The sequence below is a fragment of the Streptococcus sp. HMSC077D04 genome (assembly GCF_001808785.1).
Lineage (GTDB): Bacteria > Bacillota > Bacilli > Lactobacillales > Streptococcaceae > Streptococcus > Streptococcus mitis_BX.
Map to the genome: position 1 here is coordinate 31,119 of NZ_KV794529.1, position 13,646 is coordinate 44,764.

The 13,646-nt window shown below is 41.9% G+C and carries 12 protein-coding genes, 2 pseudogenes and 1 riboswitch; of the genes and pseudogenes, 2 read left to right on the top strand and 12 right to left on the bottom strand.

Going from position 1 to position 13,646, the window contains the following annotated elements; all coding sequences use genetic code 11:
- Positions 1-1,114, top strand: a pseudogene (locus HMPREF2701_RS10635) (ISL3 family transposase); the annotation flags it as partial.
- A 77-nt stretch (positions 1,115-1,191) separates the two neighbouring features.
- On the opposite strand, the gene rpsI reads toward HMPREF2701_RS10635, so the two are convergent.
- From rpsI to HMPREF2701_RS04015, 12 genes and pseudogenes are all read right to left on the bottom strand, one after another.
- Positions 1,192-1,584, bottom strand: a complete 393-nt coding sequence (rpsI, locus tag HMPREF2701_RS03960) for a 30S ribosomal protein S9 (protein WP_049486649.1) — start codon at positions 1,582-1,584, stop codon at positions 1,192-1,194.
- An 18-nt stretch (positions 1,585-1,602) separates the two neighbouring features.
- On the bottom strand, positions 1,603-2,049 hold the full coding sequence (rplM, locus tag HMPREF2701_RS03965) for a 50S ribosomal protein L13 (protein WP_001044624.1): 447 nt from the start codon (positions 2,047-2,049) through the stop codon (positions 1,603-1,605).
- A 215-nt stretch (positions 2,050-2,264) separates the two neighbouring features.
- The gene (locus HMPREF2701_RS03970; RefSeq protein ID WP_070482179.1) at positions 2,265-3,464 is read right to left on the bottom strand and encodes an ABC transporter permease; all 1,200 of its coding nucleotides are present in this window, start codon (positions 3,462-3,464) and stop codon (positions 2,265-2,267) included.
- Positions 3,461-4,354: an ABC transporter ATP-binding protein gene (locus HMPREF2701_RS03975; protein ID WP_000895284.1), complete on the bottom strand. Its 894-nt coding sequence runs from the start codon at positions 4,352-4,354 to the stop codon at positions 3,461-3,463. Before HMPREF2701_RS03975 ends, HMPREF2701_RS03970 begins: the two co-directional genes overlap by 4 nt.
- Positions 4,355-4,589: 235 nt before the next feature.
- Positions 4,590-6,995, bottom strand: coding sequence for a phenylalanine--tRNA ligase subunit beta (gene pheT, locus HMPREF2701_RS03980; protein ID WP_070482182.1), 2,406 nt, complete (start codon positions 6,993-6,995; stop codon positions 4,590-4,592).
- Positions 6,996-7,115: 120 nt separating this feature from the next.
- A complete protein-coding gene (gene pheS, locus HMPREF2701_RS03985) occupies positions 7,116-8,162 on the bottom strand; it encodes a phenylalanine--tRNA ligase subunit alpha (protein WP_031237702.1) in 1,047 nt (348 codons plus the stop codon).
- 271 nt (positions 8,163-8,433) lie between these two features.
- Complete coding sequence (locus tag HMPREF2701_RS03990; protein WP_070482184.1) at positions 8,434-8,913, bottom strand: GNAT family N-acetyltransferase; 480 nt, start codon at positions 8,911-8,913, stop codon at positions 8,434-8,436.
- Positions 8,888-9,307: a chromosome partitioning protein ParB gene (locus tag HMPREF2701_RS03995; protein ID WP_070482186.1), complete on the bottom strand. Its 420-nt coding sequence runs from the start codon at positions 9,305-9,307 to the stop codon at positions 8,888-8,890. Before HMPREF2701_RS03995 ends, HMPREF2701_RS03990 begins: the two co-directional genes overlap by 26 nt.
- Positions 9,308-9,334: 27 nt before the next feature.
- Positions 9,335-9,985, bottom strand: coding sequence for a phosphatase PAP2 family protein (locus tag HMPREF2701_RS04000; protein WP_070482188.1), 651 nt, complete (start codon positions 9,983-9,985; stop codon positions 9,335-9,337).
- Positions 9,975-10,538 (bottom strand): ECF transporter S component, encoded by a 564-nt coding sequence (locus HMPREF2701_RS04005; protein ID WP_000185822.1) that lies wholly within the window; start codon positions 10,536-10,538, stop codon positions 9,975-9,977. The genes HMPREF2701_RS04000 and HMPREF2701_RS04005 overlap by 11 nt, the downstream gene beginning before the upstream one ends.
- A gap of 163 nt (positions 10,539-10,701) precedes the next feature.
- A riboswitch (FMN riboswitch) is annotated at positions 10,702-10,936 on the bottom strand.
- A gap of 59 nt (positions 10,937-10,995) precedes the next feature.
- On the bottom strand, positions 10,996-11,499 hold the full coding sequence (locus HMPREF2701_RS04010; RefSeq protein WP_000181388.1) for a tRNA (cytidine(34)-2'-O)-methyltransferase: 504 nt from the start codon (positions 11,497-11,499) through the stop codon (positions 10,996-10,998).
- A 192-nt stretch (positions 11,500-11,691) separates the two neighbouring features.
- Positions 11,692-12,177: pseudogene (locus HMPREF2701_RS04015) on the bottom strand (energy-coupling factor transporter transmembrane component T family protein); the annotation flags it as partial.
- 119 nt (positions 12,178-12,296) lie between these two features.
- Between HMPREF2701_RS04015 and trkA the strand changes: the two are divergent.
- Positions 12,297-13,646 carry a Trk system potassium transporter TrkA gene (gene trkA, locus HMPREF2701_RS04020; protein WP_070482190.1) on the top strand — a complete coding sequence of 450 codons (1,350 nt, stop codon included), beginning with the start codon at positions 12,297-12,299 and terminating at the stop codon, positions 13,644-13,646.

Sequence of the window (13,646 nt, forward strand, 5' to 3'; positions counted from 1 at the left end):
CAAATGAAGAAATATGACTTTCAAAAACCGTCGAAAATTCCTTACCTCGAAACGACTGGTATGCCTACTAGAATCCTCCTGAAAAAGCGTCGATTCAAGTGCTATCATTGCTCGAAAATGATGGTCGCCGAAACCTCTCTCGTCAAGAAGAATCATCAAATTCCTCGTATCATCAACCAAAAAGATTGCGCAAAAGCTGATTGAAAAGACTTCTATGACCGATATTGCTCATCAGCTGGCTATTTCAACTTCAACTGTCATTCGTAAGCTCAATGACTTCCGTTTTAAGTCTGATTTTTCTTACCTCCCTGAGATTATGTCCTGGGACGAGTACGCTTTTACAAAGGGAAAGATGAGCTTTATTGCACAAGATTTTGACAAGCTCAACATTATCACTGTTCTTGAAGGAAGAACACAGGCTGTCATCCGAAATCACTTTCTTCGTTACGATAGAGCAGTCCGATGTCAGGTGAAAATCATTACTATGGATATGTTTAGTCCCTACTATGCCTTAGCTAAACAGCTTTTTCCAAACGCTAAAATCGTGTTGGATCGTTTCCATATTGTCCAACACATGAGCCGTGCTATGAGTCGTGTGCGTGTCCAAATCATGAATCAGTTTCATCGAAAATCCCATGAATACAAGGCTATCAAGCGTTACTGGAAGCTCATTCAACAGGATAGTCGTAAACTCAGCGATAAACGTTTTTATCGCCCTACTTTTCGCATGCACTTGACGAATAAAGAGATTTTAGACAAGCTTTTGAGCTATTCAGAGGACTTGAAACACCACTACCATCTCTATCAACTCTTGCTTTTTCACTTTCAGAACAAGGAGGCAGACAAATTTTTCGAACTTATTGAGGACAATCTTAAGCTAATTCATCCTCTTTTTCAGACTGTCTTTAAAACCTTCCTCAAGGATAAAGAGAAGATTGCCAACGCCCTTCAACTACTCTATTCCAACGCCAAACTGGAAGCCACCAATAATCTCATCAAACTTATCAAGCGCAATGCCTTTGGATTTCGGAACTTTGAAAACTTCAAAAAACGGATTTTTATCGCCCTAAATATCAAAAAAGAAAGGACGAAATGTGTCCTTTCTCGAGCTTAGCTTTTCTTCAACCCACTACAGTTGACAAAGAGCCGAAAATTCTTGAATGTCTGTAAACGTTGATATAATCGTATTGATTAACGTTTTGAGAATTGTGATGCTTTACGAGCTTTCTTAAGACCTGGTTTCTTACGTTCAACTTTACGTGAGTCACGTGTAAGAAGTCCTGCGCGTTTCAATGAATCGCGGAAGTCTTGGTCTACTTGAAGAAGGGCACGAGCGATACCGTGACGGATAGCTCCTGATTGACCAGCGTATCCACCACCTACAACGTTAACGAAAACGTCGTATGAACCTGCAGTTGAAGTAACTGCGAATGGTTGGTTGATTACAAGACGAAGGTCAGCGTGTGGGATGTACTCTTCAACATCTTTTTTGTTAACAGTGATTTTACCAGTTCCTGGAACAAGGCGAACGCGTGCAACAGCGTTTTTACGACGTCCAGTACCTGCATATTGTGCTTGTGACATACTTTATTGTTCCTTTCCTTAGATAAGTCCTGAAATGTCAAGAACTTCTGGTTGTTGTGCAGCGTGAGTGTGCTCAGCTCCAACAAATACTTTCAACTTCATACCTTGAGCGCGTCCAAGTGTATTGTGTGGAAGCATACCTTTAACTGATTTCTCAATCAAACGTACTGCATTTTTAGAACGAAGTTCACCTGCAGAGATTTGTTTCAATCCACCTGGGTGGTTTGAGTGAGTGTAGTAGATTTTATCAGTTGCTTTTTTACCAGTCAATTTAACTTTTTCAGCATTGATAACAATCACAAAGTCACCTGTATCAGTGTGTGGTGTAAATGTTGGTTTGTTTTTTCCACGAAGTACGCTAGCAACTACTGCAGAAAGACGTCCAAGTGGTACATCAGTTGCGTCAACTACGTACCATTTACGTTCAACTTGGCCTGGTTTAGCCATAAATGTTGTTTTGTTCATGATTTCTCCTATATATAGTTCGATTTTTGTTTACGATGATGGGTGTTCCTTCCCATCGAAAAGTATTTGGAAGGTTCCGGGGCCTTTCAAATGGGGTAAACAATACCGCCTACTATAATACCAAATTTCACCCCTAAAAGTCAATAGATATGAAAAATATTTTTCTGAATTCCACTCTTTTTATCTCTAAAAAACCTCGCTTTCGCGAGGCTCTTCTATTTATAAGATAAGGCACGTTTAAAGGTTTTCCAAGGACCTAAATCATCTGTTTGCAGAACGAGACTAGCATACATACGTCCGATAAAGACTGTTGCCGTTACTGCAAAAGCAATCGTAATAGCAAGCGAAATCCATGATTCTAACCCATTTGCATAACCATTAATAGCTCTAAACGGCATGAAGAAAGTCGAAATAAAGGGAATGTATGAACCAATCTTCAAGATGAGATTGTCACCAGCTGCACCTAGAGCTGTCACTCCAAAAAAACCACCTATAATCAAAATCATCAAAGGCGACAAGGCTTTTCCTGCATCCTCAGGACGAGAAACCATAGAACCTAGGAAGGCTGCTAAAACAACGTACATAAAGAGGCTAACCAAGACAAACAATAAGGTGTTGAGCGAGAAAGCCTCTCCTATATGGTTTAAAATACCAGATTGTGCCAAGATTGGTAGGTCCTTAAAGAGAAGAATGGCAGCAAGTCCACCCACGACGTAAATGCCAATATGGGTCAAAATCACAAGAAGCAGAGCCAGCATGCGAGCGTAGAAATAATGACTAGCTCGGATACTAGAGAAGACCACCTCCATAATTTTGGTTCCTTTCTCGCTAGCCACTTCCTGGGCAGTGACACTAGCATAGGTAATCAAAATCATATAAAGGAAGAAACCAAGCCCTGCGGCCGCAATGGTTTGAACAATTTTTTTGTTTTCCTTGGATTCATCAATCTTCTCCGTAAAGTCAACGGTTTGACTCAGGCGTTTTTCCTGTTCTTGAGACAAATTAGCTGCCGAACGATTGAGTTGGTATTGCAGTTCATTTAGTCTATTGGTTACAGCTAGTTTGATGCCACTTTCAAGAGAGGTTTCACCATGATAGACGGCCTTGATGACGCTGTCCTCTTGGTCGACGGTTAGGTAACCCTTGATTTTCTCATCCTTGATAGCAGTTTGGGCACTGGCTTCATCCTTATAATCAAAGTTGATACCATTAGTACCCTTGAGCCCTTCTTCCACAGATGGCACTGTTGTTACTACTGCTATCTTGCTATTCTTGGCCATAGAAGACCCTTGGAGGTAGCCAATTCCTACAGATAAGGCTAAAAAGAGGAACGGCGAAATCACCATAAAGAAGAAACTCCATGACTTAACATGTCGAAGATAGGTTTCCTTCATTACAACCCACATATTTCTCATACTTCCACCCCTGATTCTAGTTTAAAGATTTCATCAATTGTTGGCGCTTGCTGGTCAAAGGTTGCGATGTATTGCCCCTGAGTCAAGATTGGGAAGAGTTCCCTTCCAGCGCTCTCATCCTCTAAGATCAATTTCCAACTGCCTTGTTTGGTCAAACTCACCTGTTTGACATGAGGAAGATTTTCCAATTCTTCCTTACTTCGTTCACTTGAAACAAAGAGACGCGTTTTCCCGTATTGATTGCGGACATCCTGGACCGGCCCATGCAAGACCACACGGCCATCTCGAATCATGAGAATATCGTCACAAAGCTCCTCGACGTTGGTCATGACATGGTCAGAAAAGATAATGGTTGCTCCGCGCTCTTTTTCCTGAAAGATGACTTGCTTGAGCAATTCAGTATTGACTGGATCCAAGCCACTGAAAGGCTCATCCAAGATAATCAAGTCTGGCTCATGAATCAGAGTAATGATGAGCTGAATCTTCTGCTGATTTCCTTTTGACAGGCTCTTGATTTTATCTGTCAGCTTTCCTTTCACTTCCAACCTCTTCATCCATTGAGGGAGTTTTTCCTTGATCTCCTTGGCATCCATACCTTTTAGAGTCGCCAAGTAACGAACTTGTTCAAGGACTGTCAATTTAGGCATGAGGCTGCGTTCTTCAGGCAGATAGCCAATCCGAGCGTAGGTCTCTTGTCGAATATCCTGATTATCCAGACTAATTTCTCCTTGGTATTCTAAAAACTTCAAAATACTGTGGAAAATCGTTGTCTTCCCAGCACCGTTTTTCCCGACTAATCCCAAAATACGACCTGGTCGCGCTTGAAAGTCAATACCAAACAAAACTTGCTTGGGTCCAAAACTTTTCTCTAGACTTCTTACTTCTAGCATCTTTCACCTCCGAAATGTCTTGCACTCATTATACTCCTTTTTGATAGCCTTTACAATGATTTCTGTCCATTTTTATCATCCTCATTTTAGTAAAAAATCTTAGGGTACTTTGAGCTATGAGTACATTATACACTGGTAAACTCCAATTTATCTTCTCTGTTCCTCAACTGTCTATTTTTGATCCTGAATTGTTATTTGAAAAGCAAAAATCCACCCCAAAGGATGGATTGATACTTTAACGCACTTCTGCATTGACTTTTTCTTCGAGCGATGCTTGGATTTTTTCCATATAGCGTGCGACTTCTTCGTCCGTTAAGCTATCTTCTGGATTTTGGAAAGTCAAGCTATAAGCCATTGACTTCATACCAAGTCCCAATTTTTCGCCTGAGAAGACGTCAAAGAGTTTGATATCTGTCAAACGTTTTACGCCTGCAGCTTGGATAGCGTCCACAACCTCTTGGTGAGTCACTTCTGCCTTGAGAAGGAGGGCAACGTCACGGCTAACTGCTGGGAATTTCGTGATTTCCACAAATGGAGCAGCTGGTTGAAGGGCAGCTTCGATGGCTGAAAGGTTGAGCTCAGCTACATACGTTTCTGGAATATCGTAAGCCTTAGCAGTGACTGGATGCACTTGCCCAAGGAAACCAAGAACTTGGTCACCGAGTGAAATCATAGCTGTACGTCCTGGGTGGAGGCTAGCGATTTCAGATGTTGCCGTATAGGTTACTTGGAGTCCCAAACGAGCAAAGAGGGCCTCAAGGATTCCCTTAGCATAGAAGAAATCAACTGGAACTGCTACTGTTTGGAAATCTTTTTCAGCAACCAAGCCTGTCAAGGCAAAGGCAAAGCTATTAATCTCATTTGGAAGTTCTTCTTTTGGATTACCAGTTTGTTCAAAGACTTTTCCAATCTCGTAAAGGGCCAAGTTTTTGTTCTTACGAGCCACGTTGTAGGCAACAGTATCAAGGATACCTGAGATCATATTTTGACGGAGGACAGAACGGTCCACAGTCATTGGCCACATGAGTTCCGTAAGGTTGCTTGGTTGAGCCGTAAACTCAACTGCTTTTTCAGGAGTTGTCAGAGCGTAGGTGATGATTTCTGTCAAACCTGCTCCTTCAGCAATGGTACGAACTTGACGGCGAAGTTTTTGTGTCGCAGTCAATTCACCAGCTGTCCCATCGTCTTTTGGAAGGCTGGTTGGCAAGCGGTCATATCCATAGATACGAGCGATTTCTTCAAAGAGGTCTGCCTCGATGGTGATATCCCAGCGACGGCGTGGGACACTGACTGTAAAGCTATCTGCATTGCCAGAAAGACCAAATCCAAGACGACGGAAGACGTCTTCTACATCAGCATAAGAAAGATCAGTTCCGAGGACACGGTTAACATCAGCAAGAGTTGAAGAAACTTCCACATCAGAGGTATCAAGTTCACCCGCTGAAACGATACCCTTACGCACCGTCGCACCTGCAAGTTCGGCAATCATACTAGCTGCCGCATCAAGAGCTTCGTTAACAGTTGCCACATTGATGCCTTTTTCAAAGCGAGAAGAGGACTCCGAGCGAAGATTGAGGCGACCACTAGTCTTACGGATAGATTTGCCATTGAAAACAGCAGCTTCAAGGACAACACGACTAGAGTTTTCAGAGATTTCTGTTGCTTGACCACCCATAACACCGGCAAGGGCTACTGGCTTGTCAGCGACAGTGATGACTAGGTCATTTGTTTCCAAGTCACGTTCTTCACCATCTAAAGTCACCAATTTTTCACCAGCACGCGCTGCACGTACACGGATGTCACTCCCTTCAAAGGTATCCAAGTCAAAGGCATGCATAGGTTGACCAAAGTAGAGCAGGATGTAGTTTGTCACGTCCACTACATTGTTAATAGGACGGATACCTTCGTTCATGAGGAGATTTTGCAACCATTGTGGACTTGGTGCGATGGTCACATTGTCCAAGATACGAGCCGCATAGTAAGGAGCCTTGTCTGTTTCAATGCCCACAGAAAGAGCATCTGCTGCAGCTTGGTCAGTTTCTGAAAGAGTAAATTCTTTAAAGTTGACTGCCTTATCATAGATGGCTGCCACTTCGTGAGCCACCCCACGCATAGAAAGAGCGTCCGCACGGTTAGGTGTAATTGAAAGTTCGATGATTTCATCATTCAAGTCTAGATATGAGAAGACTTCCTCACCTGGAACGGCATTTTCTGGCAAGATTTGGATGCCATCTGCGAATTCCTTTGGCACAACTGAGTCAGAAATTCCCAATTCGCCAAGTGAACAAATCATTCCAAGTGACTCAAGACCGCGGATTTTCCCTTTTTTGATTTTGTAGTTGTCAGCGATACGAGCTCCTGGAAGTGCCACCATGACCTTGATACCAGCACGCACATTCGGTGCACCACAAACGATTTGACGGGCTTCTTCTTCGCCAACGTTAACCTGACAAACATGAAGGTGAGTTTCTGGCACGTCTTCACAAGACAAGACCTCACCGACGACAATTTTTGAGAGACCGGCAGCCGGTGATTCCACACCTTCTACCTCGATCCCTGTAGTTGACATTTTTTCAGCCAACTCTTGTGATGGCACATCAATGTCCACCAATTCTTTTAACCATTTATAAGATACAAGCATAATTCTGATTGTAAGATCCCACCAAGTAAGACCTTTTCAATTCCTTTCTTTTTCTTCGAGTCAGTCCTCACCATTTCTCGTCAAGAGTAGCTGACTAGGACTGTGTTTCAGGTTTCAATCTTATTTAAACTGTTCTGAGAAGCGGACATCTCCTTGGTAGAATCCACGGATATCGTTGATTCCGTAACGGAGCATAGCTACACGCTCTTGTCCAAGACCAAAGGCAAATCCAGAGTAGACCGTTGCATCAATTCCACTCATTTCGAGAACACGTGGGTGAACCATACCAGCACCCATGATTTCAATCCAACCAGTTTTCTTACATACGTTACATCCTTCACCACCACATTTGAAGCACGAAACATCCACCTCAACAGATGGTTCTGTGAATGGGAAGTAAGAGGGGCGCAAACGAATTTGACGCTCTTCGCCAAACATTTTTTGCACAATCAACTGAAGGGTTCCTTGAAGGTCTGCCATAGAAATGTTCTTCCCAACAACCAAACCTTCGATTTGGTGGAATTGGTGACTGTGGGTCGCATCGTCTGTGTCACGACGGAAGACACGCCCTGGTGAGATCATTTTCAAAGGGCCTTTAGAGAAATCATGAGCATCCATAGCACGCGCCTGCACAGGAGATGTATGAGTACGGAGCAAGATTTCTTCAGTGATATAGAATGTGTCCTGCATATCGCGGGCTGGATGATCTTTCGGAAGGTTCATACGTTCAAAGTTATAGTAGTCTTGCTCCACTTCAAAACCATCCACGACTTGGTAACCCATACCAATGAAAATATCTTCGATTTCTTCACTGGTTTGTGTCAAAACGTGGCGGTGACCCGTCGCAACAGGGCGACCTGGAAGTGTCACATCGATACTCTCGCTAGCCAGTTGAGCTGCGACTTTCTTTTCTTCCAATAGTTTAGCTGTTTCTTCAAAGGCTGCTGTCAAGACATCACGAGCTTCATTGACGTGTTTCCCGATAATCGGACGCATCTCAGCAGAGACATCTTTCATCCCTTTGAGGATTTCAGTAAGTGAACCCTTTTTCCCAAGGACAGAAACACGCAAATCTTGCATCTCTTTTTTATTTTCAGCAGTAATCTGCTTCAAGCTAGCCAGCGTTTCTTCACGAAGCGCTTTTAATTGTTCTTCAATAGTTGACATAATTCCTCCATCAGTCTCTCGTAGATAAAAAGAAAACCACATGCCAAAAACTCCACTCGGAGCGTTGACACGCGGTACCATCCGTTTTCATCTGACAAGTCAGACCTTCATTTCTAAATCCATGCGCAAGTGAATTCACCCAGCTTTCATATAGAGAGCTTGCAGTCACGGCTCTCCTCCCTGATATACTTCCCTTGAGTTACTAGTCTTGCAGATTTCTATTCAATTACTACATAAGTTTATCAGATTTTTAGTTAAAAAACAAGTTAGATTAGACTAATTTCAATATAAAACTCGTTCCTTTTTCTGTTGCTCCATTTTCCACAAATCCAAGCGACTCGAAACATCGCCTAGACGCATGATTGTAGGTGTAGATTTCCTTGACTCTCAATTCTTTCCATCCTTTTACTCGAGCCAATTCAATCAAAGTACTTAGAATCTTTTTTCCAAGTCCTCGATGTTGGTAAGCGGAATCCCCAATCACAATGGGGAGATTATCCTGAGATAGTGTAACATCCCCAATTGGAAACCATTCTCCCTTCTCCTTGACTTCAATCCAAAAAAGCTCTCCATGCTGATCCAAATAGGAATACATGGCTTCCAAAGTTTTTTGACTGTAAGGAAGCTTCACCCCATCTACGAGGTAAACCAAGTCCACATTCTGATACCAAGCAAAAGCTTCCTCACAATGATTGACCTTACAATAAGGAACCAGCCGTAGTGAATTATCTATTTGTAAAATCTGTTTCATCAGCTTTCCTTTTTAATAAGAGAGTTGCTGCTTGATTAAAACCATCACACCAGTTATACCATTTTGCTTCATACTCATCTTGAGCTAAGATATGATTTTTTAAATCCAGAACAGAGTAAATCTTTCTTTCCTCACAAGCTTGCGCATAGAGGTGATATAGTTCATCACCACCATCTCTATCCCACTCAGCAGAAATCGTATTCCAACCTGCCAATAAAGCCTGATAAGCCCTGTGATGCCCATCTGTAATCAACAAGCAATTTCCAAATGCAAGAATACTAATTGGATCAACATTGTTTAGTTCTACCGACTGATAAAGCATCTGAATATCTTGCAACTTCTTTTCTGATAAATATAGTTGAGTCGGATGAAGATCTGCTATATTGACTTTCATTTCTTTCTCCTCAAAGGAATTTGATACTCACTTCTGCTTGCCTTTAAATCGCCATTGGAAGCGAAGCGTATCGTAGAAGGGAAATTCGATAAACAAGACTCCCAAGCCCACACAGAGACTGGCAAGGACATCTGATGGATAATGAACTCCTAAATAGACCCTTGAGACCAGCACACTGACTAGGTAGAGCCCAAGGACGATTTGTACGATTTTTCTCCAGACTGGATTTTTCATCCGTTGACTGAGAATGACAATCAGAGATCCGACCATCAAGGTTACAGCCAGAGAATGGCCGCTTGGAAAGGAAAATCCCTTCTCCTCAACCAAGTGTATAATAGCTGGTCGTGGGCGCTGGTAGATATTTTTAAAGGTCACAATTAAAAGACCTGCCAAAGCCAGATTTCCCAGCATGAAGAAACTTTCTATCTTCCACCGCTTACAATAAAAAATAAAGGCTGTAATGACAACCCAAGTGATAATCACTGGAATATCAATCAGGCGTGTAATGGCTCGGAAAAGAATAGTCAAATAATCTGGCAAATCTCCTCGAATGGCAGTCTGAATGGGTTGGTCAAAATTGACCAACATTTCAGGATAAAATTTGACCATATAGCCAAGAATAACGAAAAGTAAAAGGGCAAAACTGCCCTTCATTAAAAATGTTTGTTTATCTTTCATAGTGTTTTAAGGTTGGTTTCAAGAGGATGTACAACAACCAGAATGAAACGGAAAAGATTACACCCTCAATCAAGTTAAAAGGTAATACCATGGTCATTAGGTAGTTGGAAAGTCCCAAAATTTTTCCAATATCAAAGTTAGCAAACTTAGCGTACAAAGGAACAGCGTAAACATAGTTGAGAACCAACATAGCCACGGTTAAACCAATAGTACCAGCTAGAGAGCCTAGTAGGAAACGAAGGGTTGTCCGTTCCTTTTTCCAAATCAAAGCAAATACGATGACAAAAACTCCCAAAGCTACGATATTCATTGGCAAACCAATGTAAGTATTCACTCCCTGGCTATTAAGAAGCAGTTTCAAGAGTGAGCGAAGCAAGAGAATTCCTAGAGCAGCAGGCAAATCCATGACCACCAGACCCACAAGGACTGGCAAGATACTAAATTCGATCTTGAGGAAGGACGCCGCTGGCAAAAGCGGAAAGTCAAAGTACATCAGCACAAATGAGATGGCTGATAAAATCGCAATGGTCGAAAGTCGACGTGTGTTTGTCATAACAGGTTCCTCCAATTTTCTATAAAATCAGAAGAAGTTAGAAAGGATTCCTCTATCTATTCTCACTTTTTATATCCCAAAAGTTCCCTCTCACTCTATTAAAAAAACAAAAACAAGCGGTTACATTCTAGCTATAAATCCATCAGAACAGACAAAGCTATTCTTTCGTCTTCTCCCATCCAGACTATACTGTCGGTTGTGGAATCTCACCACATCAGCTTGCGCTCGCGGACTTCTTTAAAGAGAAGGAAATAGAGATTTTTCTTTTAGACTAGGCGACAAGCTGTAGGCATAACTTCTGGTTAGGCAAAGCTTGTCAACAAAGTATAAAAGGAAAAGATCATTTCCTAGTTAAAGTCACCGCCGGTCGGGAATCACACCCTGCCCTGAAGACTCTTTTATCATAACAAAAAACGCTTGCAAGCGCAAGCATTTTGTTCATTTTCATTTTCATTTTTTATTTCAATTTATCCACTTCATAGGTGTGGACGAGCTCAAGACCTGCAAAGTTCTGCTGGCGAAGAGCCTCATAGACAATCATGCAGACGGTATTAGACACATTGAGACTGCGGACATGTTCATCATTCATAGGAATACGGAGAGCTTTCTCAGGATGTTCGCGCATAAAGTCCTCCGGCAAGCCCTTGTCTTCACGTCCAAATAGAAAATAATGGTCTTCATCAGTCGATAAATCCACCTCAGAATAGACTTTTTCCGCGAATTTAGAAATCAGATAGAGTTTGCCCTTCATCTGAGACATGAAATCCTCCAAACTCTCGTAAAAATAAATCTCTAGTTTATCCCAATAATCCAATCCAGCTCGCTTCATCTTGCGGTCATCAATAGGAAAGCCCATTGGCTTGATGATGTGGAGGGGAGAATTGGTCGCAGCGCAAGTACGCGCGATATTGCCTGTATTTTGTGGAATTTGTGGTTCAAATAATACAATGTGATTTGTCATGACTTGCTTCCTTTCACCATTGCAAAAAAATAGCCACACTGCCCGGAGTCAAGCTCAGCAAACAGCGTGGTTAAGGCATCGTTAACTTACCTCACAACAGGTTTGAAGTAAATCAGCGAAACTACTTTCTTAGTATAACACTTTCAGAATCATTGTCAATAGAAACGACTTGATTTTTTCAATTTTTTCAAGCTATTTCCAAGGGTTGCAAAATCTTCCGTGATTCTGCAAGATAAGTAGTAAACTAGCTACTAAAAACAAGGCTGCCAAGAACAAGGTAAGATAGTCTCCTTTTTTCAAAGCCTGATAACTATACCAAGTGCGTTTTTTCTCTTTCCCAAAGCGGCGAAGCTCCATGGCAGTCGCGATGGTATCAATGCGTTCTAACGAGCTAAAAATCAAGGGAGTGATAATGCGCAGATTGCCTTTGATTCGTTGCATAAGGGAAACTTTCTTGGATAATTCCATCCCACGCGCCTCCTGAGATATCTTGATAGTAAAGAATTCTTCCTGTAAATCTGGAATATAACGCAAGGTCAGGCTGACTGAATAGGCAATCTTGTAAGGCACACCAATTTGATTTAAACTGGAAGCAAACTGACTAGGGTGGGTTGTCATCAAAAAAATAATAGCCAGAGGAATGGTGCAAAGGTACTTAATGGCCAAATTTAGCAGGTATAGGGTATAGTTTTACCTTATAGCAAATTTCCTACTAAAAGCTCTTGTTATTAGCTAGTAGGTGCATTTTTTCTTGAAAAAAGGTATGATAGTTACATAATGAAGAAGTAGGTTTTATTATGAAAATTATCCTTGTCGGAGGGGGAAAAGTTGGTTTTGCCCTCTGTCGCTCCTTGGTTGCAGAAAAGCATGATGTTTTGCTGATTGAGCAAGACGAAGCTGTCCTCAATCATATTGTCAATCGCTTTGATATCATGGGTATCCTTGGTAACGGGGCCGATTTTACCATCCTTGAGCAAGCCAGTGTCCAGGATTGTGATATCTTTATCGCCCTGACTGAATACGATGAAGTCAACATGATTGCAGCCGTTCTAGCCAAAAAAATGGGAGCTAAAGAGACCATCGTTCGGGTGCGGAACCCTGAATATTCTAACTCTTATTTCAAGGAAAAGAATATTCTCGGTTTTTCTCTTATCGTTAATCCTGAGCTCTTGGCTGCCCGCGCTATCGCAAATATCATTGACTTTCCCAACGCCCTCTCTGTCGAACGTTTCTTTGGTGGACGGGTCAGCTTGATGGAATTCACTGTTAAATCCTCCAGCGGTCTTTGCCAAATGCCCATTTCTGATTTTCGGAAAAAATTCGGTAATGTCATTGTCTGCGCTATAGAGAGAGATCATCAAATTATCATTCCAAGCGGTGACATGACTGTACAGGATAAAGATAGAATCTTTGTCACTGGTAACCGTGTTGACATGATGCTCTTCCATAATTATTTCAAGTCTCGTGCCGTGAAGAGTCTTCTTATTGTTGGAGCTGGTAGAATTGCCTATTATCTACTAGGTATCCTCAAAGACAGTCGTATCGATACCAAGGTTATTGAAATCAATCCTGAAATCGCCAGCTTCTTTAGCGAAAAATTCCCAAATCTCTATATCGTTCAAGGAGATGGTACCGCAAAAGATATCCTGCTGGAAGAAAGTGCTCAAAACTATGATGCCGTTGCGACTCTAACAGGAGTCGATGAGGAAAATCTGATTACCTCTATGTTCCTTGACAGGGTAGGTGTACAAAAAAATATCACCAAGGTCAATCGTACCAGTCTCCTCGAGATTATCAATGCGCCTGATTTTTCAAGTATCATCACACCTAAAAGCATCGCTGTAGATACAATCATGCACTTTATTCGTGGTCGTGTTAATGCCCAGTATTCAGACCTTCAAGCCATGCACCATCTAGCCAATGGCCAAATCGAAACCCTGCAATTTCATATCAAGGAAGCTAATAAAATGACTGCCAAACCTCTTTCTCAATTAAAACTGAAAAAAGGGGTTCTTATAGCAGCCATCATTCGAAAGGGCAAGACTATTTTCCCTACTGGGGAGGATATGTTGGAAGTTGGAGACAAGCTCCTAGTAACAACTTTGTTGCCAAACATCACCAAGATTTATGACTTGATCGCGAGGTAA